Origin of the sequence: Brevundimonas vesicularis (genome assembly GCF_014204545.1) — a bacterium.
GTDB lineage: Bacteria > Pseudomonadota > Alphaproteobacteria > Caulobacterales > Caulobacteraceae > Brevundimonas > Brevundimonas vesicularis_B.
Map to the genome: position 1 here is coordinate 604,905 of NZ_JACHLJ010000001.1, position 25,644 is coordinate 630,548.

At 64.2% G+C, this 25,644-nt stretch carries 27 protein-coding genes and 3 tRNA genes; 10 read left to right on the plus strand and 20 right to left on the minus strand.

Going from position 1 to position 25,644, the window contains the following annotated elements; all coding sequences use genetic code 11:
• Position 1: 1 nt before the first annotated feature.
• Positions 2-2,515: an ABC transporter permease gene (locus HNP47_RS02985; RefSeq protein WP_184278262.1), complete on the minus strand. Its 2,514-nt coding sequence runs from the start codon at positions 2,513-2,515 to the stop codon at positions 2-4.
• On the minus strand, positions 2,512-3,204 hold the full coding sequence (locus HNP47_RS02990; RefSeq protein ID WP_184278264.1) for an ABC transporter ATP-binding protein: 693 nt from the start codon (positions 3,202-3,204) through the stop codon (positions 2,512-2,514). Before HNP47_RS02990 ends, HNP47_RS02985 begins: the two co-directional genes overlap by 4 nt.
• A gap of 240 nt (positions 3,205-3,444) precedes the next feature.
• Between HNP47_RS02990 and HNP47_RS02995 the strand changes: the two genes are divergently transcribed.
• The 3 genes from HNP47_RS02995 (at position 3,445) to HNP47_RS03005 (ending at position 6,345) form a co-directional block, all read left to right on the plus strand.
• Positions 3,445-3,984 (plus strand): arylesterase, encoded by a 540-nt coding sequence (locus HNP47_RS02995; protein ID WP_311770013.1) that lies wholly within the window; start codon positions 3,445-3,447, stop codon positions 3,982-3,984.
• Positions 3,985-4,127: 143 nt separating this feature from the next.
• Positions 4,128-5,447 (plus strand): cation:proton antiporter, encoded by a 1,320-nt coding sequence (locus tag HNP47_RS03000; RefSeq protein ID WP_184278266.1) that lies wholly within the window; start codon positions 4,128-4,130, stop codon positions 5,445-5,447.
• A 601-nt stretch (positions 5,448-6,048) separates the two neighbouring features.
• A complete protein-coding gene (locus HNP47_RS03005) occupies positions 6,049-6,345 on the plus strand; it encodes a hypothetical protein (RefSeq protein ID WP_159851325.1) in 297 nt (98 codons plus the stop codon).
• A 63-nt stretch (positions 6,346-6,408) separates the two neighbouring features.
• Here the strand turns inward: HNP47_RS03005 and HNP47_RS03010 are convergent, their stop codons facing one another.
• The gene (locus HNP47_RS03010; protein ID WP_159851327.1) at positions 6,409-6,642 is read right to left on the minus strand and encodes a hypothetical protein; all 234 of its coding nucleotides are present in this window, start codon (positions 6,640-6,642) and stop codon (positions 6,409-6,411) included.
• A 726-nt stretch (positions 6,643-7,368) separates the two neighbouring features.
• Here HNP47_RS03010 and HNP47_RS03015 point away from each other — a divergent pair.
• Positions 7,369-7,665, plus strand: a complete 297-nt coding sequence (locus HNP47_RS03015) for a nucleotidyltransferase family protein (protein WP_184278268.1) — start codon at positions 7,369-7,371, stop codon at positions 7,663-7,665.
• 38 nt (positions 7,666-7,703) lie between these two features.
• On the opposite strand, the gene HNP47_RS03020 is transcribed toward HNP47_RS03015, so the two are convergent.
• The 3 genes from HNP47_RS03020 to HNP47_RS03030 all read right to left on the minus strand — a co-directional run bounded on the left by HNP47_RS03020 (position 7,704) and on the right by HNP47_RS03030 (position 10,397).
• Positions 7,704-8,042, minus strand: coding sequence for a hypothetical protein (locus tag HNP47_RS03020; RefSeq protein ID WP_184278270.1), 339 nt, complete (start codon positions 8,040-8,042; stop codon positions 7,704-7,706).
• Positions 8,043-8,262: 220 nt separating this feature from the next.
• Positions 8,263-9,063: a DUF1365 family protein gene (locus tag HNP47_RS03025; protein WP_184278272.1), complete on the minus strand. Its 801-nt coding sequence runs from the start codon at positions 9,061-9,063 to the stop codon at positions 8,263-8,265.
• Positions 9,060-10,397 (minus strand): NAD(P)/FAD-dependent oxidoreductase, encoded by a 1,338-nt coding sequence (locus tag HNP47_RS03030; RefSeq protein WP_184278274.1) that lies wholly within the window; start codon positions 10,395-10,397, stop codon positions 9,060-9,062. The genes HNP47_RS03025 and HNP47_RS03030 overlap by 4 nt, the downstream gene beginning before the upstream one ends.
• 166 nt (positions 10,398-10,563) lie before the next feature.
• On the opposite strand from HNP47_RS03030, the gene HNP47_RS03035 reads away from it, so the two are divergent.
• The 3 genes from HNP47_RS03035 to HNP47_RS03045 are packed head-to-tail and all read left to right on the plus strand — an operon-like array spanning position 10,564 to position 12,580.
• The gene (locus HNP47_RS03035) at positions 10,564-11,142 is read left to right on the plus strand and encodes a sigma-70 family RNA polymerase sigma factor (RefSeq protein ID WP_039245158.1); all 579 of its coding nucleotides are present in this window, start codon (positions 10,564-10,566) and stop codon (positions 11,140-11,142) included.
• Positions 11,139-11,777, plus strand: a complete 639-nt coding sequence (locus HNP47_RS03040) for a ChrR family anti-sigma-E factor (RefSeq protein WP_184278276.1) — start codon at positions 11,139-11,141, stop codon at positions 11,775-11,777. The genes HNP47_RS03035 and HNP47_RS03040 overlap by 4 nt, the downstream gene beginning before the upstream one ends.
• Before the next feature lie 50 nt (positions 11,778-11,827).
• A complete protein-coding gene (locus HNP47_RS03045; RefSeq protein WP_260394571.1) occupies positions 11,828-12,580 on the plus strand; it encodes a DUF1295 domain-containing protein in 753 nt (250 codons plus the stop codon).
• Between the two features lie 7 nt (positions 12,581-12,587).
• Here the strand turns inward: HNP47_RS03045 and HNP47_RS03050 are convergent, their stop codons facing one another.
• The 9 genes from HNP47_RS03050 to HNP47_RS03090 form a co-directional block, all read right to left on the minus strand.
• Positions 12,588-13,544, minus strand: a complete 957-nt coding sequence (locus tag HNP47_RS03050; protein WP_184278278.1) for a rhodanese-related sulfurtransferase — start codon at positions 13,542-13,544, stop codon at positions 12,588-12,590.
• A 27-nt stretch (positions 13,545-13,571) separates the two neighbouring features.
• Positions 13,572-13,648: transfer RNA gene (locus HNP47_RS03055), tRNA-Arg, on the minus strand.
• A 19-nt stretch (positions 13,649-13,667) separates the two neighbouring features.
• Positions 13,668-13,973, minus strand: a complete 306-nt coding sequence (locus HNP47_RS03060) for an ETC complex I subunit (RefSeq protein ID WP_039245189.1) — start codon at positions 13,971-13,973, stop codon at positions 13,668-13,670.
• Between the two features lie 77 nt (positions 13,974-14,050).
• Positions 14,051-14,127: transfer RNA gene (locus HNP47_RS03065), tRNA-Pro, on the minus strand.
• Between the two features lie 45 nt (positions 14,128-14,172).
• Entirely contained in the window at positions 14,173-14,610 is a 438-nt protein-coding gene (locus HNP47_RS03070) for a DUF192 domain-containing protein (protein ID WP_260394572.1), read from the minus strand.
• Positions 14,611-14,673: 63 nt separating this feature from the next.
• Positions 14,674-15,213, minus strand: coding sequence for a cold-shock protein (locus HNP47_RS03075; protein ID WP_184278280.1), 540 nt, complete (start codon positions 15,211-15,213; stop codon positions 14,674-14,676).
• Between the two features lie 219 nt (positions 15,214-15,432).
• A tRNA-Glu gene (locus HNP47_RS03080) sits at positions 15,433-15,507 on the minus strand.
• Between the two features lie 79 nt (positions 15,508-15,586).
• Complete coding sequence (gene recJ / locus HNP47_RS03085) at positions 15,587-17,398, minus strand: single-stranded-DNA-specific exonuclease RecJ (protein WP_184278282.1); 1,812 nt, start codon at positions 17,396-17,398, stop codon at positions 15,587-15,589.
• A 39-nt stretch (positions 17,399-17,437) separates the two neighbouring features.
• Entirely contained in the window at positions 17,438-17,863 is a 426-nt protein-coding gene (locus HNP47_RS03090; RefSeq protein WP_221414899.1) for a hypothetical protein, read from the minus strand.
• Positions 17,864-17,971: 108 nt separating this feature from the next.
• Between HNP47_RS03090 and phaC the strand changes: the two genes are divergently transcribed.
• Together phaC and HNP47_RS03100 are read left to right on the plus strand one after the other, a co-directional pair.
• Positions 17,972-19,912, plus strand: coding sequence for a class I poly(R)-hydroxyalkanoic acid synthase (phaC, locus tag HNP47_RS03095; protein ID WP_184278286.1), 1,941 nt, complete (start codon positions 17,972-17,974; stop codon positions 19,910-19,912).
• Complete coding sequence (locus HNP47_RS03100) at positions 19,909-20,286, plus strand: hypothetical protein (protein WP_184278288.1); 378 nt, start codon at positions 19,909-19,911, stop codon at positions 20,284-20,286. The genes phaC and HNP47_RS03100 overlap by 4 nt, the downstream gene beginning before the upstream one ends.
• Here the strand turns inward: HNP47_RS03100 and msrB are convergent.
• The 4 genes from msrB to rplM all read right to left on the minus strand — a co-directional run bounded on the left by msrB (position 20,283) and on the right by rplM (position 22,850).
• Entirely contained in the window at positions 20,283-20,786 is a 504-nt protein-coding gene (msrB, locus tag HNP47_RS03105) for a peptide-methionine (R)-S-oxide reductase MsrB (RefSeq protein WP_184278290.1), read from the minus strand. The genes HNP47_RS03100 and msrB overlap by 4 nt on opposite strands.
• 38 nt (positions 20,787-20,824) lie before the next feature.
• Positions 20,825-21,775, minus strand: coding sequence for an N-acetyl-gamma-glutamyl-phosphate reductase (gene argC, locus HNP47_RS03110; RefSeq protein WP_184278291.1), 951 nt, complete (start codon positions 21,773-21,775; stop codon positions 20,825-20,827).
• A gap of 101 nt (positions 21,776-21,876) precedes the next feature.
• On the minus strand, positions 21,877-22,371 hold the full coding sequence (gene rpsI / locus HNP47_RS03115) for a 30S ribosomal protein S9 (protein ID WP_017503896.1): 495 nt from the start codon (positions 22,369-22,371) through the stop codon (positions 21,877-21,879).
• 2 nt (positions 22,372-22,373) lie between these two features.
• A complete protein-coding gene (gene rplM / locus HNP47_RS03120; protein ID WP_055809236.1) occupies positions 22,374-22,850 on the minus strand; it encodes a 50S ribosomal protein L13 in 477 nt (158 codons plus the stop codon).
• Between the two features lie 261 nt (positions 22,851-23,111).
• Between rplM and HNP47_RS03125 the strand changes: the two genes are divergently transcribed.
• Positions 23,112-24,497: an alkaline phosphatase PhoX gene (locus HNP47_RS03125; RefSeq protein WP_184278293.1), complete on the plus strand. Its 1,386-nt coding sequence runs from the start codon at positions 23,112-23,114 to the stop codon at positions 24,495-24,497.
• Here HNP47_RS03125 and HNP47_RS03130 read toward each other — a convergent pair.
• Positions 24,466-25,566 carry a COX15/CtaA family protein gene (locus tag HNP47_RS03130; RefSeq protein ID WP_184278295.1) on the minus strand — a complete coding sequence of 367 codons (1,101 nt, stop codon included), beginning with the start codon at positions 25,564-25,566 and terminating at the stop codon, positions 24,466-24,468. The genes HNP47_RS03125 and HNP47_RS03130 overlap by 32 nt on opposite strands.
• Positions 25,567-25,644 lie beyond the last annotated feature (78 nt).

Sequence of the window (25,644 nt, forward strand, 5' to 3'; positions counted from 1 at the left end):
GTCAATCTGATCGGAGAACCGGCGCCGGCCGCCGCGAAAGGGCGTGCAAGGCCGCCAAACCGCCGCCCAGAGCCGCGACGCCCGTGGCGCCGGTCAGAAGAAGAACGACGCCGGTCCAGTCCACGCTCCAGGTCGCCTTGAACGCGAGGGTCACGACCGGCCAGGCGCCGGCGGCGCCGAGAAGAAGGCCGGCGAGACCGGCGATCGCGCCAACTAGGCTGTATTCCACGAGGTAGGCGCTTAGAATCTGGGCGTGGGAACCGCCCAGCACCTTGAGGACGGCGGCCTCGCGCGCCCGCTCGCGCACGCCCGCCGCAATGGCCCCGATGAGAACGAGCAGGCCCGCGAGACCGGCGACGGCCGCGGCCCCGCGAATGGCCAGGGCGAGGCGGTCGAACAGGGTGGCGGCGGCCTCGAGCTGCTCGCGGACGCTGATGATGTTCACCTCTCGGAAGTCTGCGCCAAGCGCCTGCGTCAGGGCGCGTTCTTCGGCGGGCGAGGCGCGGGCGATGGCGACGCTGCGCGGATTGGCGCCTTCGATGGCGGCGGCGTTGAGGACGAGCAGGAAATTGGTCCCGAACCCGCCCGGCTCGGTCCGACGAAGGGCGGCGATGCGCACGTCCATCTCACGGCCCAGCAGTTGCAGGGTCAGGCTGTCGCCCACCTTGAGATCGGCGGCCTTGGCCAGATCCCGCGAGAGCGCGACCTGAGGCGGACCGACATAGTCGGCGGCCCACCATTCGCCGGACACGACATTCGCATCGTCCGGCGCGCCGGCCAGGGCGGACAGGAGAATGTCCTGATCGAAGGCCCAGCGTTCGCCTTGAGGCAGGGCGTCCACATCGACCGGCGCGCCCTTCAACCGCACGATCCGCCCGGTCAGGAGGGGAAGGCGCCGATAGCGATCCGGACCGGGCGTCGCCATCACCTTCGCCACCGCCGCATCGAACGCCGCGCCGCGATCAGCGGGGATTTCCGTGAAGACGACGGATGGGGCTGATCGTGGTGCGACCTCGGTGATCTGGCCCAGCAGGCTAGACTGGATTAGGACGACCATGGCCAGAAGCGCGACACCCAGGCCGATGGCGGGGGAGGCGGTGCGCGCCGCCGAGCGCGGCCCGGCGAGATTGGCCAGTCCCAGCCGCACCGCGCCGCCAGCGTATCGTCGCAAACGCCCGGCCAGGAAGGCCGCCGCACGGCCGAGCGCCCACAGAAGGGCGAAGGCGACCACCGTGCCGCCGATCAAGGCCGCCGCTGCAAGCTTGGACGGCGCGGTCCAAAGGGCCAGACCCGCCAGGCCGATGGCGGCCAGTACAGCGAAGACCAGTTCGACGCCGAGAACCGGTCGGTCGTTAAGCTGGCGACGGAACAAGGCGGAAGGCGGCGTGGCGCGGGCGCGGGCCAGGGGCGCAAGCGCGAAGGCGGCGGCCGCCAGAAGGCCGAATGCTCCGGCCTTGACCAATGGCACCGGATAGACCGCGAAGAGGGCGGGGATGGGCAGGCTGTCCTTCGCCAGCACGCCGATGACCAGCGGCGCGAAGGCCCCGATCACGAGCCCGATAGCGACCCCGACGGCGGCGAGTACGCCGATCTGGATCAGATAGATGTCGCGGATCAGCCCGCCCTCGGCGCCGAGCGCCTTCAGCGTCGCGATCGACGGTTTGCGTCCCTCGAGATAGGCCGAGACAGCGCCCCCGACGCCGAGCCCGCCGGCCACTAAGGACGCCAGACCGATGAAGCCCAAGAAATACTCCAACTGATCGATCAGGCGTCCGGCGCCGGCGGCGGCTTCCGACCGATCCCGGGCTTCGAGCCGGCTTTGTGGAAACTGTTTTTCGATGCCTGTGATGGCGGCCTTGGGATCGACGCCGGCGGGAAGGGCGATACGCACCGCCTCGCCGAACAGGCCGCCGGGCGCGAGCAGGCCGGACTGTTCGACGGCGGGGACCGTCGTCACCACGCGCGGCCCGAGCGCAAAGCCCCGACCCAGGCGGTCGGGTTCGGCCAGCAGGACGGCGCGGGCGACGAACCGCGCGCCGCCGACGGCGAAGGTGTCGCCGAGCTTGAGATGCAAACGGTCGAGCAGGCCCTGTTCGACGACGGCCCCCGCCAAACCGTTCTCAACACGCAAGGCCGTGGCCAGATCAGTAGCGCCGGAAAGTTCGACCGCGCCGACCAAGGGATAGGCTGAGTCGACTCCGCGCATATCGACCAGACGACGCTGGCCGGTTCCGGTCTCGGCCATGCCGTTGGCTCGCACCGAATAGGCCACGGGGCCCAGGGCGGCGAAGGCGGCGCGTTGGTCAGGGCTAAACCGGCCCTGGTCGAGGCTGATGACGACATCGCCGCCGAGAATCTCCCGCGCCTGGCTGGCCAATCCCTGGCGGAAGGCCTCTGCGGTCGATCCCGAGGCGGCGATCGCCGCAACACCCAGCGCCAGACAGGCCAGAAAGATACGGAATCCTGCAATTCCGGAACGAAGTTCGCGACGGGCGAAGCGGAAGGCGAGCCTCATGCAGAGGCCTGCGCCGGGGCGACGACCTGGCCGTCGCGCATCGTCACGATCCGATCCGCACGCGCGGCGAGACGGTCGTCGTGGGTCACCATGACAAGGGCGGCGCCGCTGTCGCGCACGAGGTCGAACAGCAAGTCGGCGACCAAGGCGCCGTTGTTCCCGTCCAGATTTCCGGTCGGTTCGTCAGCGAAGAGAAGCTCCGGGCCGATCGCCAGGGCGCGGGCCAGGGCGACGCGCTGCTGCTCGCCGCCGGACATCTGATGAGGATAATGCGACCGCCGGGGGCCGAGGCCAACCCGCTCCAGCCAGCTGCGCGCCAAGGCTACAGCCTCCGAACGGTGGGCCAACTCCAGCGGCGCGGACACATTCTCCTCGGCCGTCATATTGGGCAGCAGGTGGAAGCTCTGAAAAACGAGCGCGGCGCGACCCCGGCGCAGACGGGCACGGCCGTCCTCGCCCAGCGCGGCCATATCCTGACCAAACAGAATGGCCCGGCCATGGGTCGGAGTCTCCAAACCCGCAGCGATGGAGATCAGCGACGACTTGCCCGATCCAGAGGGGCCGACGATGGCGACGGTCTCGCCAGGCGCTACGACCAGGTCCACGCCACGAAGGATCTCCACGGGGCCTGCTGCGGAGGGCAGGGTGAGGACAACGCCGTCGAGGACGAGCGGGGCGGCTGAAGCCATCGATATGTCGCCTGCTGCATTGGGAGGAGGAAGATCGGTCCCTATATGGGGGCGCAGATCATGACACTAAAGCCCTCCTCGCCCATGCCGCCCATTCGCCGCCGCACGCTCCTAACTGGAGGGGTGGGGCTCGTCCTCGCCGGATGCAGCGCCTCGAAAGAAGACACGTCAGAGACCCCAGCTAAGCCCTCGGTCTCGCCTTCACCCACGGCCGCACCTTCGGACGGACCCGAAAAAAACGTGACCCTGTTGGGCGATTCCATCACCGCCGGATTCGGCCTGCCTTCGGCCGAGGCTCTACCTGTGCGCCTCGAAGAGGCGTTGAGGGCAAAGGGGCTCCGGGTGAGGGTTCGCGGCGCCGGCGTGTCGGGCGACACGACCGGCGGCGGACTGGCCCGGGTCGGCTACAGCGTTCAGGACGACACCGACCTGTGCATCGTGGCCCTGGGGGGCAATGACATGCTCCAGGGCGCCGACCCCAAAACGGTTCGGTCCAATCTGGAGGCGATCATCGCCTCGCTGAAGGCGCGCGATATTCCCGTCTTGCTTGCAGGGATGAAGGCTCCGCCCCAATACGGCGCCTACGCCGTCGAGTTCGACCGCATCTTCGCGGACCTGGCGCGCAAGGAAGATGTTCCGACCTATCCCTTCCTGCTGGAAGGAGTGGCCCTGGATCGCCGATACAATCAGCCAGACGGCATCCATCCCAACGCCCAGGGGGTGCGCGTTATCGTTGACGGATTGGCGCCGGTCGTGGCGGCTGCGCTGGCGAGGCGCTGATCGCGGCGGTCGACCAGCCTTGAGGCCTGCGCAGCGCTGCCGACTTCGCGATCACCGCCCAGAATATCCGTCTGGCTTTTAACGAGGGCGACGCCATCTTTCGAACGCAGTAGGCTAGGGCCCGCCAAGGGGGAATCGGCCGCATGACCAATGCTGAACTGAGCGTGGCCTTCTTCCTGCAGATGGCGATCATCATCGCCGCCTGCCGCATCGTCGGCTGGCTGGCCAAGCGTTACCTCGGCCAGCCGCAGGTGGTGGGCGAAATGATCGCCGGAGTGATCCTGGGCCCGTCCCTGTTCGGGCTGTTGGCGCCCGATGTGCAGGCGGCCCTATTCCCGAAAGAATCGAAGTCAATCCTGTTCGTCGGCGCCCAGCTGGGCGTCGGCCTCTACATGTTCCTGGTGGGACTGGGCTTCCGTCGCGACCACTTCCGCGCCAATGCGAAGAGCGCCGCCGCCGTGTCGCTGGCCGGCATGGCCGCGCCCTTCCTGGTCGCTGTCGCCATTGCGCCCTGGCTGGTCGCTGAGGGTTTGTTCGGGCAGGGCATCCAGACTTGGCAGGCCATGCTGTTCATGGGCGCGGCCATCTCGATCACGGCCTTTCCCATGCTGGCGCGCATCATTCATGAGCGGGGGCTCAGCGGCACGCGGCTGGGTTCGCTGTCGCTGGCGGCCGGCGCCATCGACGACGCCGGCGCTTGGTGCGTCCTGGCCATCGTTTTGGCCGGCTTCGGCGCCGGGCCGATGGTGGCGGTGACCGCAATCGCCGGAGGCGGCGCCTTCGCACTGTTCATGCTGACGCTTGGCCCGAAGCTGCTGGCGCCGCTGGGCCGGATCGTCGAGCGGGAAGGGCGGCTCGGCCCGACAGTGCTTGGGATCGTGCTGATCCTGTTCATGCTCAGCGCTTGGGCCATGGACGCAGTCGGCATCCATGCCGTGTTCGGCGGCTTCATCCTGGGCGTCGCCATGCCGCGCGGCCTGTTGAGCGACGAGGTCAAGCGTCAGCTGGAGCCGTTCGCCGTGCTGGTGCTGCTGCCGATGTTCTTCACCTTCTCGGGGCTGAACACACAGCTGACCATGGTCAACAGCCTGGGGCTGCTGGCCGTGACCATCGTCATCCTGCTGGGGTCGATCCTGGCCAAGGGCGGCGCCTGCTGGGCCGCCGCGCGCCTGACGGGTCAGGACAACCCCACGGCCATGGGTATCGGCGCCCTCATGAACGCGCGCGGCCTGATGGAGCTGATCATCATCAACATCGGCCTGCAGAAGGGTGTAATCGGCCTGGCCCTGTTCTCCATCCTGGTGCTGATGGCCATCATCACCACCCTGATGGCCTCGCCCCTGTTCGAATGGGTTTATGGTAGAAAGGCCAGAGAGCGTGGCGAGTTGGGCGGGTTGAACGATCCCGATTTGGGGCTATCGCCGGACCATCGCAGATCTACAGCACATGCTCGCGACATCTAGCTAGCTTTTCTGTGGAAATGCCAAACGTTAGGATGAACGATGGCACCGCCTAGAAAACAATCTCTTCGCAGATCGCACAGGTTCGGTCGGTGTTGTCGATCTAATCAGCTGTAAAACCGTCAGAAAGTTGCAGTTCGGATGCGGCAGCCCGTTGCAGCCGCTATGATGGCGAGTGTTGCAGGCTGTGGCGGGCACAGCCGCTCTTCCCTGCCTCCGACCCAGCAGACAGCGAACCTTCTGAGAGCTGTGGATAAACGCCAAGAGGAAGCGAGATGGACCGCTTCTGACTCATAGCAGCGGTTCAGATCGTCCGCTGTCGGCACCAGGTGTTAGCGATGCCCCGATAGGCCCGGACCTGACTCACAGCGGCGGTTCGAAGCGACGGCTTTTGGTGCCGTCTTTCTAGTTCCGAATCCTGGTTCTCCAGCTCTACTGGCTGAGAAATCGATCCGAGCCGATGCCGATTTCCTCTACCGTTCAAGGGTCGATCGAGTTTGTTCGCTCGACGCTGGGCGCCGCCGTTCACCCTCGATCCCTAGCTGAATGTGGACGGCCCGCAGGGGTGGATTAAGGTGCTCACCTCAACCGAAGGATGACGCTCATGATGGCCTATGGCTTGAACTACCAATACTTCCCGAAAAACAGCCCGAACGGTCGTCCGCTCGATTCAGGAGCGGCCCTGCTGGATCATCCTGTGAAGGCTGAGGAGTTGGTCCTCCTCCCCAACGTGGGCGACTACGTCCAGGTCGATAACAGCGTCCGGGGCGGCGATACCTTCGCTGGGAAGGTGCGTAGCAAGCTCTTCCGCTACACTGTCACCAATGACCAGCAGTGGTGCCAGATCAACATCGTCGTCGAGGAAGATGACGACGACTGGGGCTTGCTTATCAAGGAGTAAGGGCGGGTTTGTCCTGTGAGATACAGAAGCCCCCCCAGCGAATGCCGGGGGGGGCTTTTCTCATTATTCAGGTGTGTGGTTGGCGTCGGCCGACACAATGATCGCGTTGTTGCCGATCCCGATGATGAGCCCCTGACCCATGAAAGCTTGGCGGAGTTTCTCGTGCCGCTCGTTGGCGAAACGCTGCATATCGTTGGCTTTGTAAAACTCAGGCCAAGTCATGGTCATCACCTTCTCCCCGGTGGCGCGCAGACGGTCGGCGAGTTCAGCGGCGACGACAGTTTCTCTCTTCGGCATTGGGCTTTCTCCAGTCGCTTCCCGCGTGGAAGCGATCCATAAGCGACGTATAAGATCGCCATAAGGAGCGTGCAAGAGTTATATAGCGGTCGCGTAAGGCCGAGCCTATCCCATTCCAACGTGTGCGGGTTTCGCCTTCCTCAACGTGTGATAGCGTTGCCGTTTCCAAATCGTCGAGGGGAACAATGCGTCCAGCCTTTGCCTTGTTCGCGCTTCTCATGATCTTCGCATGTGGTCCCACAGCGGAGCCTGAGGCTGAGAAGACAGCCACGGCCGAGGTCGCACGCTTCGAAGGCCTGATCGTGGAAGGGACGCCAGTCGAGGCTCGGTCGTCGGGCTTCACTGACTGTGTGGCGGAGGGGAACTTTCGCTTCAACCCGCCTGAGACCGGATCATGACCTCGCCAACGCCGGCCTTGGAGTCCGGCAGGGCCCCGTAAAGCCAGCAATCGAAGGGGTCGTTGAAAACCGCCGCGCCCGGATGGAAACACTTCCCTTCCAACTAGGCGTTGAGCCTCTCTGTCCAAGGCGGTGACAAGTCCGATCCCACGCCCAAGAATTTGTAAAGCAGCGGCGGTGGGCCGTCGGGCGGATAAGGATCGGTCATGGATCAAGGTTAGGCGAGGGCGGAGCTTCTGTCCCGACTGGATCTCGCGATTGTCTGTCTGGAGGGAACTGCTTAGCCTCCCACTAGCGGTGACCGGCCCGTGTCTTAAGGTTGAACCAGATGCGCCGTGATGATGCCTTGGCGGGCCTGCGTAGCCTCGAGACATTCTTGAGGGGCCGTGGAGTGTCGCAAATCTACCTGTTCGGATCGGTTGCTCGCGATGAGGCAGCGCCAGGCTCTATAGTGGGGGTGGCTTTTGACATCGCGCCCGGTTCTGACTTCGACGCTTTCGATCAGGGCGGCCTCTACCTCGACCTGGTTGATGCTTTGGGCACCCAAGTCAATTTCATCGAACGACGGAACCTCCGAACCACGTCGAAAATAGGTGTCGAAGTGGACCTGATACGAGTGTTTTGACGGGCCAGCTCGGCTAGTCGATTAAACTTATCATGGGGCTATGGCTGCTCAGGCGTTTGGGCCAGCAAGGTTGCAGCTCCAGAAGTAGTCGCGATGCTTCGCCACGGTTGAACGTCGGCACGTGAGAGCAAATTTGCCGAAAGCACCGCTTCCAAGGACGAAAGATCCGCAGAAATCAAAGCAGCGTCCAAATCAATCGGCGGAGTCATGCGTTCGGCTTGGTGGTAGAGCGCATTCGCTGCTGCGGCGTACTTTGCTCGGGTCGATGACGCCAACTGGCCGTTGAGAAAGTCGATCCAGATGGTGGCGCTGTAGCGCGGTACTCCAAAAGAATCGGCGCAGTACGGCCCGAGCAGAGCCGCGGAACAATCTTGCATACTCGAACTCAGACAGCTGCCTACAAGCGTAGCTATGACTGCTATCTCAGCTTCGAACTATCCAGATCAAGCCCAGAAAAATCGTGCTGTGGCCCGCACGAAGCCCCGTCGCTGCGTGGTTTGGAGCTCCGCGCCGGCGCTTCGTGCTACAGTCTGCAACAGAAACGAATATGTGCGGCCTTCGCATAATATATCTTAGGCGACATGTTGAGCGCATTGTTCAGGGGCGCAATCGGCTCTCTTGAGCTTGGCGTTGAATGGTCACCGGCATACCTGCCGGTTTGGGCTGCTGTGTTAGACCAACGCCCTTGACCCAGAGCTTCAGAGCTTCCCAATGGATCGCCGCGACTACCTTGAATGTCATCAGCGGGATCGCTGCCGTCGCGGCGGCGATGTTGCGATCTTCCAACCGTTCTCGCTTTGCCGCCATGGCGGCCGTGATCAGCACGCCCTCGGCATCTATCCCATCAATGGTCATGTCCAGGCGATCGCCAGGCGTATGGCCACGGAACTGGTAATCCATCTCCATGCCCATGAATGGCGACACATAAAGCGCCTTGGCCGCGCCCTGGCGAATGACGCCTGCGGCCTGATCTTCGATCGGGATTGGAATGACATAGGCGTGTCGGATGCCGAAGGTGCTGGTCACCTCGTACACCATGGCGGCCAACCGTCCGTCGGGCCAATGGCAATAGTAGATGCTGATTGGGTTGAAGACGTATCCGAGGACGCGCGGCATGGTTAACAGGCGGACAGGTCCGCCCTCCAGATCGATGCCGGCTTGAGCCATCCACGCATCTACCTGAGGACGCAGCGCGCCAGAACCGTCTCCGTAATCCTTGTCGTGGAAGGACAAGAGATTGAACCGATTGCGCGAAAACAGGCGCAGGCGCGCGTCCACATCATCGATTTCCGACAGGTCGAGCAGAAGCCAGAAGACGCGATAGTTCAGCTTATGGATCTTGGGACGAAGGCGTCGGTGCAGGACCCGGCCGCGATAAAGGGCCGAGCTGAGTGTCACGCGGCGCGTTCCAGCTGCGCGCCCATAGGCGTCGTCAAATGAATGCGACCGCTTTCGTTGGCGACCGACCAAGGGCGCCGCACGCCGCCAAGCTGCTCCGCGACGGCAAGGCCCGATTGCAGGCCGTCCTCGTGGAAGCCCGCGCCGAAGTGGGCCCCACAGAACCAGACGCCCCCCTGCCCTTGCAGGCTCCACAACTGCTTCTGCGCCTGTATGGCGGCGGGATCGAAGATGGGATGCTCGTAGAGTTCGCTACGCAAAATCGTGTCGGCGCGCGGCGGACGCGGTGGATTGAGCGTCACGAACAGATCGTCGCCCGGCAGACCTTGCAGTCGGTTCATCCAATAGGTCACGCAGAGGCCGTCATCTGCTCCGATGTAGTTCCAGCTCGCCCAGGCGCGACGGCGATGCGGCATCAGGCCGGCGTCGGTATGCAGGACGGTCAGATTTCGGCTGTACCGGAAAGCGCCGAGCAGCGCCTTCTCGCGCGCCGTCGGTTCGGCCAGCATCGCCAGAGCCTGATCGGCATGCGAACCGATCACGACTTGGTCGTAGCACTCGACGCCGCCTTGGCTGTCGTGAACGAAGACGCCCTGGTCGCTGCGCCGCACCGCCGTGACGCCGTGGTCCAGCCGAATGTCCTGGATGGCACGAGCGAGATGTTCGACATAGACGCGGCTGCCACCCTCGACGGTCCGCCAGAGGGGCCGCCCTACCAGTTTCAGCAGGCCGTGATTGCCGCAGAAACGGATGAAGGACTCGGCTGGATAGTCCATCAGCGTGTGCGCCGGCGATGACCAGATCGCGGCGGCCATGGGCAGCAGGTGATCGTCGCGGAACGCCTCGCTGAACCCTTCACGCTTTAGATAATCGCCGAGCGTCAGCGAGGAATCCGACATCCCAGCCAAGTCCTTGGGCGCGTCGCGATAGAAGCGCAGGATTTCGCTTAGCATCGACCAGAAGCGAGGACGCAGGGCGTTGCGACGCTGAGCAAACAAGCCCGGCGCGGCATATTCGAACTGTCCGTCATCCAGCGAGACAGCGAACGACATATCCGTCGCCCGTGTCGCGATCCCCAAATGCTCGAACAGGGCGATCAGATTGGGGTAGGTTGCGTCGTTAAAGCAGATGAAGCCAGTGTCGACCGCGATATCCCCGGAAGGCACGCTGGCCATCACCGTATTGGAATGCCCGCCCAGGCGGTCGCCCTTTTCGTACAGCGTCACGTCATGGCGATCGGAAAGAAGCCAAGCCGAAGACAGGGCGGCGACGCCAGATCCGACCACAGCGATCTTTTGACGTTCGGCAGAGGGCGTCGCGGACGACAGAGGCATGAAAACTCCGAAAGATACGCCGCAGCGCAATCGCTGGGGCATGAACGGATTACGGGTCGCCGTCATGTTCGGATCGCGATTGATCCAGACATTTCCGCTGAGCGTATTAGTGTTCATGCATGCCGAGCCGTTATCCTTCGCATCAACGCCATGTCGGTCAAACCGCATGAAGGCGCTCGACAGCTTGCCTGATCCGTTGCTGCACGATCGTCTGATCGAACAGATCGCTCTGAGGCGTGATCGCGACGCTTTCGCTGCACTCTTCGCCTACTTTGCTCCGCGGCTGAAGGCCTGGCTGATCAAGTCGGGCGCGACGCCCGGCGCGGCCGAGGACTTTGCGCAGGACGCCATGCTGACCGTGTGGCGCAAGGCCGACTTGTTTGATTCGTCCAAGGCGCGCGCCGCCACGTGGATTTTCACCATCGCTCGCAATCGTCGCCTGGATATGCTGCGCCGTGACGCGCGTCCCTTGCCGACGCCGGAGATCGAGCTGGCGGGGGACGACGTCCGCCGGCCGGATGAACTGCTGTCGATGTCGCAAGACGCGGACCGCGTGCGCGACGCCCTGGCGCGGCTCAGCGCCGACCATGTCGAGGTCCTGCGTTTGGCCTTCTTCATGGACAACTCTCATTCCGAGATCGCCAAACATCTCGGCCTGCCGCTCGGCACCGTCAAATCCCGTATTCGTAACGCCATGACCAAGCTCCGTTTGATACTCGCGCCGTCCGAGGAGGCTGCGCGATGACACCTCAGCGCAATCCTTCCGAAGAGCGTTTGCTGGCCTATGCGGCCGGCACGCTCAGCCCTCCCGAGGCTGTGGTGATGGCGGCGCATCTGGCGATGCGCCCGACTAATGACGCCTGGGTGCGCGACCTGCAGTCCGTAGGCGGCGAATTCCTGGACGAGACTCACCCCTCCCCCCTGTCGAATGACGCGCTCGCCTTGGCGATGGCGCGGATCGAGACGGATACTGGCAAAGCCAATCACAGCGCGCCTTTGAACGACATGCCCGAGCTGCCCGAGCCGCTGCGACGCTATGCTCTGGGCCCATGGCGCTGGGTCGGGCCCGGGATGCGTGTGCGCGACGTCCATGCACCGCGGGATGGTGATTGTCGCGTCATTCTTCTGAAGATCGAGTCGGGTCGAGAGACGCCGAAACATACGCATGGCGGCGTCGAGCTGACCTGCGTCATCTCCGGCGCCTATGCGACCGAAACCGAGCGGTTCGATGTGGGGGACTTTGAAGAGGCGGATCCGGAGGTGCTGCACCAACCCCGTGTCGTGTCGGACGAGCCGTGCCTGTGCGTCGTCGCGCTTGACGGTCAGATTCAGCTGGATGGATGGGTTGGCAAGCTGATCCAACCCTTCGTTCGCCTGTGATTGCTCTTGCGACCATTTGGGGTGTCGCTGCCCTCTTTCTCGTTGTCGTCATGTCTACGGCCTGGCTGGTTCAGAAACGAACCGGCCAGGGCGGTTGGGCGGACGCCTTCTGGTCGCTTGGACTGGGTGCAGCCGGCGTCGGCGTCGCGCTGTTCCCGATCGATGGCGCCGCTCCTTCATTGCGCCAGTATCTTGCAGCGCTTCTGATTGGCCTTTGGGGCTTGCGACTGGGGTCCCACATCGCCGTTCGCGCCGCCCAAGAGGAGCGCGAGGACGCTCGCTACGCGCGTCTGCGAGAGGACTGGGGCGCCGGTTTTCAGGCCAAGATGTTCGGCTTCCTGATGCTGCAAGCCGGAGCCGCCGCCTTCCTGGCGCTCAGCGTGATGGCGGCGGCGCGCAACCCGGCGCCGGGCCTGACGCTTCAGGACGCCGTAGCAACGCTGATCTTTGTCGGAGCCCTGGTGGGAGAAGCCGTTTCCGATCGCCAGTTGGCGGCCTTCAAACGCAACTCGGCCAACAAGGGTGGAATCTGCGATGTTGGTCTGTGGGCCTGGTCACGCCACCCGAACTACTTCTTCGAATGGGTGAGTTGGTGCGCCTGGCCTGTGTTCGCGATCAATCTGAGCGGCGAATGGCCTTGGGGTTGGCTGGCGCTGACGGGGCCAGCCTATATGTACTGGCTTTTGACCCAGGTGTCCGGCGTGCCCTTGCTGGAAGAGCATATGCGCCAATCAAGACCCAAGGCGTTCGAGGCCTATGCCGCCCGCACCAGCGCCTTCTTCCCTCGCCCGCCCCGGCGATGAGGCGATTTTAGTCTTTCTGAGCTGATCCCAGATGCGTCTCGCCGCGTTCGCGGGCCATCTCCATCTGCCTGTGACGCTCGGCATATCGCTGCCGTTGGATTTCATCACGGGCGTCGTGACAGCGCTCGCAGCACACGCCTTCGACATAGTGCGGCGAAGCCCGACCGGCCTCGTCAACTGGCAGACGACATCCCCGGCACAAGGAGTGGGGGCCTTGGCTCAGGCCGTGCCCGACCGAGACGCGTTCGTCAAAGACGAAACACTCACCGCGCCATAGGCTGTGATTCTCATCCACCGTCTCAAGATAGCGAAGAATGCCGCCTTCCAGATGGTGGACGTTCTGCACACCTTCGGCTTTCAGGAAGGCGGTCGATTTCTCACAGCGAATGCCGCCGGTGCAGTACATGGCCACGCGCTTGGCGCCGGTCTGCTCAAGCAGGGCGCGACCTTCGCTCCGGAACCAGTCGGGAAAATCGCGAAAGCTGCGGGTATTGGGTTGGACTGCCCGTTCAAACGCGCCGATCTCGCCCTCATAGTCGTTGCGCGTATCGATCACCAAGGTCTCGGGATCGGTGATCAAGGCGTTCCAGTCCGTGGCCGCAACGTAGACGCCCGCCTGGTTCGCAGGGTCCAGATCCGGTTGTCCCATGGTGACAATCTCGCGTTTGACGCGCACCTTCATCCGGTGAAACGGCAGGGCGTTTGTCCAGGCGTATTTGAGTTCGAGCGTCTCGAAGCCTGGCATGGCGTGGATCGCGGACAGCACCGCTGCAATGGCTGTTTCCGATCCTGCGATGGTGCCGTTCAGACCCTCCGGCGCGACGAGCAGCGTCCCCCTCACCTGCCCAGCATCACAGACAGCCTGAAGCGTCTTGCGTACGGATTCGGGGTCGGCCACCGGCGCGAACCGGTAGAGTGCGGCGACACGGACGGCATGATCGGACGAGGTCTGATGGTCGGTCATGGATCAGCCCCTCGAAGGCGCCGGAGATGGCGCGCCCAGCAGGACTCGAACCTGCAACATCCCGCTTAGAAGGCGGGTGCTCTATCCGGTTGAGCTATGGGCGCTCTGGCAAGACGTCAGGCGTCAGTGCGTCCAGGACTGCTTGCGGTTGGTGGCGAAATTGTCGGCATAGGCCTTGATGATCACCGGCGGATCGTTCGGCTCGTGCAAGCGGAAGGCGATGCCGTGACGCTCGGCGTATTCGATCGCCTCTTCCTTCGATTCGAAGCTCAGCCGAACCTGGCCGTTCATGTCGGTGGAACTGGTCCAGCCCATCAGCGGATCGATGGTGCGCGCCGACGCCGGTTCGAATTCCAGCCGCCAGTCACGGCTCTTGGCCTTGCCCGACTGCATCGCAGTTTTGGCCGGGCGGTAGATGCGAGCCAACATGGCGAAATCCTCAGTGACGGCGGGGTCTGTGACCCTGCCATAACGCGCGCTGGACATATGATCCAGCGGCCTTCCGTTGGTCGGGGCGAGAGGATTCGAACCTCCGACCCTCTGGTCCCAAACCAGATGCGCTACCAGGCTGCGCTACACCCCGGACCGAACGGAGCGCTCTATTGGCACTTCGCGACGCGATCCGCAATCAAGGCTTGAAATAAGGATGTAAAACTTTGTCGCCGGGCTTGGCGTTGATTTCGGCTGCCCGCCCTGCCCGCAGTTCAAGGACGCCGTTGGCGGCGCCATTGGAAGGGATCGGCGCCTCGGAGAAGGGCGTGGCGTGCGAAGCGATGGAGACGATCCGACCCTGCGGATCGATATACAAAATGTCCAGCGAACTGGGCGTGTTGCGCATCCAGAAGCTTTGCTCGCGCGGCGCTTCGCCCGGCCACTGGAACAGCATGCCGCGGTCGGCCTCGAGCGGCGGACGGAACATCAGCCCCCGTTGACGTTCGGGCTCTTCGTCGGCGATTTCGACCCAGAACTGATGCTCGCCCGACGTGGTCACGACGGCCAGCTTCTGAAGCGGCTCGCCATTGGGACCGACCGGCGCCTTGGCCGCGCATCCAGCGAGAGCGAGCATAACCAGGCCCGCCATTGCAAAACGTCTCGTCGCCTTGATCATACGCCTCTCCTGGGCGCTCGATCAGTCGCCCGTTCTGATGTCCGCCACCACCAGACCTTTGGGCCCATTGGCGAATCGCACCCGCACCGCATCGCCAGGGATCAGATCATCCAAGCCGCAGCGACGCAGGGTTTCGATGTGGACGAAGATATCGCCCGGCTCGCGATCGCGCACGACGAATCCGTAGCCCTTGGTCCGATTGAACCATTTGACCAGGGCAGTCTCCAGCTGTTCGTCACTTTCGACGACCGGCCGCGGCGGCGGCGAAGTCACGGGTCGACGCACGGCGGGCGTCGCTTCGCCCTCGCCCAGGTCATGGATCTCGATCGTCTGCCAACCCTTGGCGCGTTTGACGCAGTCGCAGGTGATGGTCGCACCTTCATCGGCCGCATCACGGCCGAGATCCCGCAGGCTGCTGATATGCAGCAGGACGTCTCTCGTTTCGGTCAGGGTCGGATCGTCGGGGACGATGAACCCATAGCCTTTGACGGCGTCGAACCACTTCACGCGCCCAGTGACGCGAACGGTCTGCGCCGTTTCCGTCTCTCTAAAGTCAGACACTTAAAAACCCCCGCCCGCGCCTCCAGCGGACTCGTTTTATATTTAACACCGTTCCGCGAAATTTTGAAAAGCGGAAAATGCGCGTCAATGCAGAAGCTTGCGTTTGGGGAGTGCAGACGCGCGTCGTAGGCGCCGGCGAATTACCGCAAGTTTCGTCCACAATCCGGGTTAGGCTGTTTTTAGGGAGCCTCGTAGGGCTCAACCATAGTCCTGCCCGCGTGGCAGTCCCTAGGGGAGTCGAACCCCTCTTTTCAGGTTGAAAACCTGACGTCCTAACCGATAGACGAAGGGACCGCTGCGCGGGAGAGCCGGCGATATAGCCGCGCCCTCGGAGCGGTGCAAGCGTGGATTTTCAGTTTTTTTGGAGCCGCCGTCAGATCATTCGAGGATCGGCGACATCCTCGATCTCGAACTGCACGCCCTTGCGCCCATTCCAGTCGTCAGCCTTCAACCGGCCCACGACGCTCAGCCCGCCCTGCCCCGACAGCAAGGCTTGGCCCGTCGGCAGATCGGCGCAGCGCCAGGCGATGGCCTTGACCGACGCGCCATCTGGACCGACCAGCCGGCACCGCACATGACCGCCATTCATGGCGACGGGTTCGCGGGCTTGAACCCCGCTTAGGGCGAAGCTGGGCTCCGGGTTGGCGGGGCCGAATGGGGCCAGACGCTCGAACGATTCGAACAGATCGCGCGTCGCCGCCGCGGGGTCGATCAGGGCGTCGATCTCCAGCACGTCCTGTGCGACAGCTTCGACCCTTTCGGTAGCGAGTCTCTCGTTCAGGAAGGCGGTCAGCTCGGACACACGCGCACCGTCCATCGCCAGGCCTGCCGCCATGGCATGACCGCCGCCAGCGAGCAGGATCCCGCTCTCCCCGGCCGCCTGGATCGCGCGTCCCAGGTTCATGCCTGGCTGTGACCGGCCCGAGCCCTTACCAAGACCGGTTACGGGATCGACGCCAATGACGATCACCGGCTTGCGCCAGCGCTCGCGCAAACGGCCGGCGACGATCCCGACCACTCCCGGATGCCAGTCCTCGCCCGCGACTACGACGACGGCGCTCTCGTCGGCATGGGCGCCGGTCGCCTCGACTCGACGAACGGCGGCGTCGGTGACCGCTCGCTCGACATCGCGCCGTGACACGTTCAGGGCATCGAGCTCGATCGCCAGGGCCTCGGCCTCGGCCGGATCATCTGTCGACAACAACCGCGCGCCGAGGTCGGAGCGACCGATGCGTCCTCCGGCATTGATGCGCGGCCCCAGAATGAAACCGGCATGATTGCTCTTGGCCGGTCCCGGTTCGGCGCCGGCCGCCGCCAACAGCGCGCGCAGACCCGGATTGCGCCAGTCGCTCATGACCTTCAGACCAAGGCCGGTCAGGGCGCGATTGAAGCCGGTCAGCCCGGTCACGTCGCAGATGGCGCCAAGGGCCGCCAGATCCAGCCACTGGCGAATGTCCGGCTCGGGCGTCTCGGCGAACAGGCCTCGCCGCCGCCCCTCCCGGTTCAGCGCCGCCAGAAGTACGAACACGACTCCCGCCGCCGCCAAATTGCCCTGACCCGAGTTGCAGCCCGGCCGGTTTGGGTTGACGACCGCCAACGCCGTCGGCGGCTCGCTGCGCATCAGGTGGTGATCGATAACGACGACGTTAAGGGCGATGGCCGCCGCATGGGCCAGGGCTTCGTTCGCCGCCGCCCCGCAATCCACCGTGATGACCAGGTCCGCGCCAGACGCCTTCAGCGTATCGAAGGCCTTGGCGCTGGGGCCGTAACCTTCGGTCATCCGGTCCGGAACATAGATCGACAGCGCGTGCCCCATCGCCCGGAACCAACGCACCAACAGCGCTGCGCTGGAGGCGCCGTCCACGTCGTAGTCGGCGAACACATGAATGTTCGCCTTGGCCTGAAGCGCGTTCAGGATCGCATCGGCCGCTGCGTCCATATCCATGAAGCTGGACGGGTCGGGAAACAGGGCGCGCAGGGTCGGGGTGAGGAAATCTTGGCCCTGATCGGCGCGAACGCCCCGCGAGGCCAAGGCCCGGGCCAGCGGTTCTTCCAGGTTCAGGGTTTGCATGTGCGCGCGCGTCGTTGCGGCGTCGGCCGGACGTTGACGCCAGGCGCGCCCGGACAGGGATCGAGACACGCCGAGGAATGCGTTCAGTGTCTTTGCGCCGCTGTCGTCTGCCATCAGCGCATTATCGCGGGATTCTGCCTCCCGCGCGACGGGTCATCGCGTCGGGCGGCGGTCGAGCGGCGGAGGAGCCTTGGCCTTGTCACGCAGGCTTTGGGCGAAGGCCTCGATATCCGCCTGGGTTCGGACAGCGTCAGGCGACACGGGAACAGCGTTCACGGCCGCGCGTATTTCGGCGGCGAGCGCCTCGGCGTCGCCGAGCGTCCAGTCGATGCGTGCGATCTCGCTGGTCAGCGTCGCGCTGTCGCCTTGGAGACGCTGCACATTCGAAGCAACCTGAGTGACCGGCGGCAAATCGGTCGGCGCTGCCGGAAAGTCCTCCCAGCGTGGATAGCGCCCATTGGCGTCGACCAACTCCTGGATACGTGGCGCCAGCGGCGAGACAGCCTCCGTCTTGGAGGCGGATGCGCCGACACAGCCGCTCAATGGCGTCGCGATCGCGGCTGCGGCGATCAGGATCATCTTTTTCGAGTGCGACGCGTTCATTTCCTTGATGGTCTTATGCCATCATCGCGGGGCGCGGAAGGGTGGATGAACCACCCTCTGGCGCAGGATGCGCGAAGGACGATCATGGCCAAAGCTCCAACGACGCCGACAGACGCCTCGGACCGCCCCGTACGCAAGGCCGGACGTCCGACGTCCGCCAAGCCCCGCCCGCCTCGCCAGCCCAAATCGAAACCTGCCGAAAGGCGGGAAGCCGCCTCTGAAACCCACGCAGAGCCGACCCCAGAACCGACCGCAGCGACGCCCAACCAGGCCGAGTTGATCGAAACCCTGTCGATGAACTTGGCCAAAGCGGCCATGATGGCCCAGAGCGCGATCGCCGAGGCGGCGCTGACCCAAGCCGATCGGCCGGCCGCCCTTTCCGCCGATCCCTTCAACGTCGCGCCAGCCATGACGTCAGTCATGACCAGTTTGGCCGCCCAGCCCGACAAGATGATTCAGGCTCAGGCCGACCTGTTTAGCCGCTATATGCAGCTCTGGTCATCAACGGCGCGTCAGGCGGCCGGCGAGGCGCCCGATCCCGCTCCGGCCGACAAGCGGTTCAAGGACCCGGCATGGTCCGAAAATCCGATGTTCGATATGATGCGGCGATCCTATCTGCTGACGTCGGACTGGATGAACGGTCTGATCGCCGGGGTCGAGGACGTCGATCCGACGCTGAAACGTCGCGCCCAATTCTTCACCCGCCTGCTGACCGACGCCTTCTCGCCGTCCAACTTCCTGGCCTCCAACCCCGTCGCGCTGAAGGCCTTGGCGGAGACCAGCGGTGAATCGCTGGTGAAAGGTATGCAGAATTTCGCCGCCGACCTTGAGCGTGGCGGCGGATCGCTGCGCATCAGCCAGGCCGATTACGGCAAGTTCGTCGTCGGTGAAAACGTCGCCACCGCACCGGGCCATGTCGTGTGGCGCGATGAGCTGTTCGAATTGATCCAATACGCGCCGACGACTGAAACCCAGCACGAAATCCCGCTGCTTATCTTCCCGCCGTGGATCAACAAATTCTACATCATGGACCTGCAGCCGGCGAACTCGCTGATCCGCTGGCTGTCGGCTCAAGGCTTCACGGTCTTCGTCTGTTCCTGGGTCAATCCAGACAAGGACAAGGCCGGCTTCGGCTTCGACGACTATCTGGAAAAGGGCATCTATCGCGCGGTCGAGAAGACGCTGGAACAGGCGGGAACCAAGCAACTGAACGCCGTGGGCTATTGCATCGGCGGCACCCTGCTCGGCGCTGGTCTGGCGCATATGGCGGCCAAGGGCGACAAGCGCATTGCCGCCGCCACCTTCTTCGCCGCCCAGCACGACTTCGCCGAGGCCGGCGACCTGCTGCTATTCACCGACGAACACTGGATTGCGGAGATAGAGCGTCAGATGGATGCGGCGGGCGGCGTCTTGCCGGGCGCAGCTATGGCCGAAACGTTCAACGCCCTGCGGTCCAACGACCTGATCTGGTCCTTCTTCATCAGCAATTATCTGCTGGGCAAGGATCCGCCCGCCTTCGACCTGCTGTTCTGGAACGCCGACCAGACGCGGATGCCCAAGACCCTGCATTTGGACTATCTGCGTCAGATGTACGGGGCCAACGCCCTGGCCACAGGGCAGTTCGAGATCGGCGGCCAGACGGCGGACCTGTCGAAGGTCAAGATCCCGCTCTATTTCCAGGCCAGCCGAGAGGATCACATCGCGCCGATGAACTCGGTCTATCGGTCCGCCAAACTGTTCGGCGGCAAGGACGTGACCTTCACCCTGGCTGGGTCAGGCCACATCGCCGGCGTCATCAACGCCCCCGCCGCAAAGAAGTACCAGCACTGGACCAACCCTGCCCTGCCCGCGACCTTGGCCGAATGGCAGGCTGACGCGGTCGAACATCCCGGCAGTTGGTGGGAACATTGGGCGGCCTGGCTCGGCGCGCGATCCGGCGCTCAAATCCCCGCCCGCGACCCCGCCAAAGGTCCGCTCAAGCCCATCGAGCCGGCACCGGGCAGCTATGTGAAAGTGAAGTCTTGAACCGTCTCGAACCCAACGCCCTGCTCGCCGTCAGCACAGGCGTCGCCTTGATCCTGCTGATCATGACGGCCAGCTTGTTTGGCGAACCTGGCAACACGGTCAAATATGTGATCTCGGCCGTCATCTGCGCGGCCGCCTTTGTCCTGCTCAACGACCGGATGGCGCGCGCGATGAAACGACCGGTCGCTCAGCCGCTGATCCACGTCAGCGCGCCGGGCACGGCGGTCTGGGCCGGACTGTTTCCATTGATCGTCATCGCCATGGCCTGCGCGCCCGTTTTCTTCGCCGGTCACGACTATGGTCTGCTGGTGATCATCGCCTCGGTCATCTTCGGCCTGACCGTCGATTCGGCCGTGCGCGCGCGTCACGCCTAGGCCGAGACGAACTTCAGCGCCACGCCGTTGTTGCAGTAGCGCAGCCCCGTCGGACGCGGACCGTCTTCGAACACATGCCCCTGATGTCCAAGGCAGCGGGCGCAATGATATTCGATGCGTGGAATGCCGATGGCCAGGTCACGCTTCCTGCCGATATTGGCGGCGATCACGTCATAGAAACTGGGCCAGCCGGTGTGGGAATCGAACTTCCACTGCGATCGGAACAGCGGCAGATCGCAGCCCTTGCAGACGAAGGTCCCGCGTGCGTGCTGATCGTTCAACGGGCTGGAATAGGGGCGCTCCGTCCCCTCGTGTCGCATGACGCGCCAGGAGGCGTCGCCCAAGCGTCGTCGCCAATCCGCATCGGACACCCGACGATAGGGCGAGGCCGCGTATTGCCCCTCCCCGGCTTCGGACGTCTCAGGCGAACAGGCGGACAGGGCGAGCGCGCCGGCGCCCATCAAAAGGCCCCGGCGATGCACGATCAGGGACTGGGTCATGTCCCTGATACGACGCACGCCGCCGAATGGTTTCAGCCTTAGATCAGACCGGTCGCCTCATCCAGGCCCAGCATGATGTTCAGGTTCTGCACCGCCGCGCCCGACGCGCCCTTGCCCAGATTGTCGAGCAAAGCGACCAGCCGAGCCTGCTCGCCGTTGCGATCGCCGAAGACATGCAGACGTAGGCGATTGGTGCCGTTCAGGCCTTCGGGCTCGATGCCGGTCATCGCTTCGGTCTCCTCCAGGTCGGCGACCTCGACGAACCGCGGGCCGTCATAGGCCTCAACCAGGGCGCCGTGGAGCCGTTCGACAGAGGGGGTTTCCGGCAGGGCCGCCAGATGCAGCGGAACCTCGACCAGCATGCCCTGGCGGTAGTTTCCGACCGCCGGCGTAAACAGCACGTCTCGGCTGAGACCTGTGTGTTTGGTCATTTCGGGCACATGCTTGTGCCTCAGCGTCAGACCATAGGCGCGATAGGCGGTCGTAGCGCCCCCGCTGTCTTTTGGGGCCGCCTCAAACTCGGCGATCATGGCCTTGCCGCCGCCGGAATAGCCCGACACCGCATTGACCGTGACAGGATAGTTGGCTGGAACCAGACCCGCCTTCACCAGCGGCCGCATCAGGCCGATGAAGCCCGTAGGATAGCAGCCGGGGTTCGACACGAACTGAGAGCGGGCGATCAGCGCACGCTGCCCGGCATCCATTTCGGGAAAGCCATAGGCCCAGCCCGGCGCGACCCGATAGGCGGTCGAGGCGTCGATCACCTTGACCGACGGGTTCTCGATCATTGACACGGCTTCCCGCGCCGCATCGTCGGGCAGACACAGGATCACGGCGTCGGCGCCGTTCAGGGCCTCGCGCCGTGCATCCGCATCCCGACGACGCTCGCCCAGCAACAGCAGGTTCAGATCCGGGCGCGCTTCCAGCCGCTCGCGGATTTCCAGCCCCGTGGTGCCGGCCTCGCCGTCGATGAAGATGGTGTGGGTCATTTGTCTCTCCCGTCCCTTCTCCGCTTAAGGAGCAAAGGCGCAAGAAAAAGGGCGCTCCGGGTCTCCCCGAAGCGCCCCAAATCCAAACCGCGTGAACGCGATTAGCGCTTCGAGAACTGGAAGCTGCGGCGAGCCTTGGCGCGGCCGTACTTCTTGCGCTCGACGACGCGGCTGTCGCGGGTCAGGAAGCCGTGCGGCTTCAGGACCTTGCGCAGTTCCGGTTCGAAGTGCGTCAGGGCGTGCGACAGGCCGTGGCGGATGGCGCCGGCCTGGCCCGACAGGCCCGAACCTTCAACGGTGCAGATCACGTCATATTGCGTGGCGCGGTCCGAGACGGTCAGCGGCTGAGCGATCATCATGCGCAGCACGGGACGAGCGAAATACTGCTCCTGGTCCTTGCCGTTGATGGTGATCTTGCCGGTGCCGGGCTTCACCCAGACGCGAGCGATGGCGTTCTTGCGCTTGCCGGTCGAATAGGCGCGGCCCTGGGCATCCAGCTTCTGGACATAGACGGGCGCGTCGTTCTCGACCGAAGAGCTCAGGCCCTTCAGAGCGTCGAAGCCGGTGGCGGTTTCGGTGTTGGTCACGTCGGTCATGCTCAGACGCTCCGGGTGTTCTTGGGCGACGCCGACTTGAAGTCGATCGTTTCCGGTTGCTGGGCTTCGTGGTCGTGCTGGTTGCCAGAGAACAGGCGCAGGTGCGTCATCTGCTTGCGGGCCAAAGGGCTTTCCTTGGGCAACATGCGCTCGACGGCCTTTTCAAGCACGCGCTCGGGGAAGCGGCCGCCCAGAACCTTCTCAGGCGTGGTCGACTTGACGCCGCCCGGGTGACCGGTGTGGCGATAGTAGATCTTGTCGGTGTTCTTCTTGCCGGTGAACACCACCTTATCGACGTTGGTGACGACGACATAATCGCCGCAGTCGACGTGCGGGGTGTAGTCGCCGCGGTGCTTGCCGCGCAGACGGTTGGCGATGAAGGTCGCGAGGCGGCCCACCACGACGCCTTCGGCGTCGATGTGGATCCACTTCTTTTCGACCTCGGCCGGCTTCAACGAAGCCGTAGTGCTCTTCAGCATGAGGGAGTTCCTGGAGACGAAATCGGGTCCGGCCCCCGAGGGAACCGAATGAAGGCGCGCTGATACAGGAGACGATTGGTCGCGTCAATGCGACGCCACAACACCACATGTGACGCAACGCATTGTTTGAGCGCAGCTTTTTATATACGGTAATAAAATACCCGACGCAGGGAGTACGGGTAGCGTTACGGCGTAACACAAAACGTCATCAAACCATGATTATTGGCTGGCATCGCAACGGCGACACTTTTGGAGCCCTTCATGATCCTTCATCGTCGCAGTCTGATCGCCACGGGCGCAGCCGCAGCCTTCTCGGGGCTGGCGCGTCACACCGCCGCTCAGACGGGGGGTGAAGAGACCTACATCAACGACGTCCCTGGCTACGGCCCACTGCTGCGCGATCCCAATCGCCTACTCGATCTGCCCGAAGGCTTTTCCTATCAGGTCGTGGCCCAGAGCGGCGACACGATGGACGACGGCCTGTTCGCTCCGGGTCAGCCCGACGGCATGGCCTGCTTCCCGCTGGAAGGATCTCGCGTGGCCCTCGTCGTCAATCACGAGCTGAAAGGCTCTAGCGGCCTGCATCGCAACCTCGGCCCCGGCGGCCTTCGTGAGGAACGGCTTGACCTGCTGGACGCCAGCCGGGGCTACGACACCTACAAGAATGGCCGCCCCCTGCCCGGCGGCTGTTCCACCATCATCTATGATCTGGCGGCCCGCCGGATGGTCAGCCGACATCTGACGCTGGCCGGCACCTCGACCAACTGCTGTGGCGGCCCGACGCCGTGGGGCAGTTGGCTGACCTGTGAGGAAACGCTGGAGACGCCGGCCGACGCCGATGTGACCAAGAGCCACGGGTGGGTCTTCGAAGTGCCCGCGACCGCGACCGGCCTGGTCGATCCCGTGCCGCTCAAGGCGATGGGCCGGTTCGATCACGAGGCCGTCTGCGTCGATCCCCGCACGGGCGTCGTCTATCTGACCGAAGACGACAACGCCGGCCTCTTCTATCGCTTCATTCCCAATGCGCCCGGCAGGCTGATCGAGGGCGGCCGGCTTCAGGCGATGGCTTGGAAAGGCGCGCCCTCGGCGGACACCCGCAATCAGGACGGTCGCACCTGGGCTGTCAGCGATTGGAGGGAGATCGAATGGATCGATCTGGACGACGTCGAATCTCCCAATGGCGACTTGGCCAAGCGCGGTCATGCGGCCGGCGCGGCCTGGGTTGCGCGGGGCGAAGGCGTCTGGTGGGGCGAAGACGAACTGTATTTCACCGCAACCTCGGGCGGGCCGATCCGCCGCGGTCAAGTGCTGCGTCTGGTGCCCGGGCTAGGCGGCGCCGCCGATCGTCTTCAGCTGTTCGTCGAGAGCACTGATCCAAAGACGATGAATATGGCCGACAACATCACCGTCGCGCCTTGGGGACATCTGATCCTGTGTGAGGACAACTATTCCTCGGACGTGCGCAACCACCTGAAAGGGGTCACGCCAGAGGGCAAGGTCTATACGATCGGCCGCAACGTCTTCACCGGTAACTCCGAGTTCGCCGGCGCCTGCTTCTCGCCGGATGGCGAGGTGCTGTTCGTCAACATCATGTACCCCGGCATGACCCTAGCGATCAGAGGCCCATGGTCCTCGGTCCGGACATGAAGATGCGCGGCTGAGCTCGCAGCACCAGCCAGAGGTTCACGGTGGCCGTCGCCAGCACGATGGCGGCGCCCGCCTGGTGCAGCACGCCCAGCCACACCGGAACGGCGTGCACCAAGGTCACGATCCCCAGCAGAGCCTGGAACCAGATTACACCCGCAAGCGTGAAGGCGCCGAGCCCCATTCCCTCCGCCACGCGCCAGCGCCAGGCCTGGAAGGCGTAGATGCTGACGGCGATCAGCAGACCATAGGCGACCAGTCGGTGATTGAACTGCGTGAGCGCCTGATCATGCAGGAAGGCGGCCGCGCCCAGGCTCCAGTCGGCCGGTGGCAAAACGGCGCCGTTCATCAGCGGCCAGTCGGTATAGACCAGCCCCGCATGACCGCCGGCCACGAGGGCGCCCAGCAGACATTGCAGGAAGACCGCGCCCAGCAGCAGGCCGGCGCCCCTCGCCCAGCCCGACGGCGGGCGGCCATGATCTTGGCCGTTCCAGGCCTCCAGCCCCGTCCAGATAAGGGCGGCGAACAGCACGAACGCCAGGCCCAGGTGCGTCGCCAGACGCTCCGGCGCCACGCTGACACGCTCGGACAGGCCGCTGGACACCATCCACCAGCCGATCAGACCCTGAAGGCCGCCTAGAGCCAGGAGCAGGACACAACGCCAGATCAGGCGATTGGGCATCGCCCACTGGTGAAATACCGACCGGGCCGGCGCCAGACGGCACAGCAGGAAGACGATCAGCGGCAGGGCGAACACCATACCCACCAGACGCCCGATCAGCCGGTGCAGCCATTCCCACCAGAAGATGCCCTGAAACTCGCCTAGGCTCATGCCGGCGTTGACCTGCGCGTACTGCGGGATCTGCTTGTACTTCTCGAAGGCCTCGGCCCACTGCGCGTCGTTCAGAGGCGGAATGGCGCCCATGATGGGCTTCCATTCTGTGATCGACAGGCCAGAGCCCGTCAGCCTCGTGATGCCGCCAATCACCACCATCAGCAAGACGACGGCGGCCGTGGCGAACAGCCACACGGCGACGGCGCGGTTACGATCTGGATTTCCGAAACGGTTCATTCGACGCCTGACACTGACCCGGATATGGTGTCGCGTCGAACGAAGACCAGACGCGACCGGTGCGGTATGCCCGCCCCA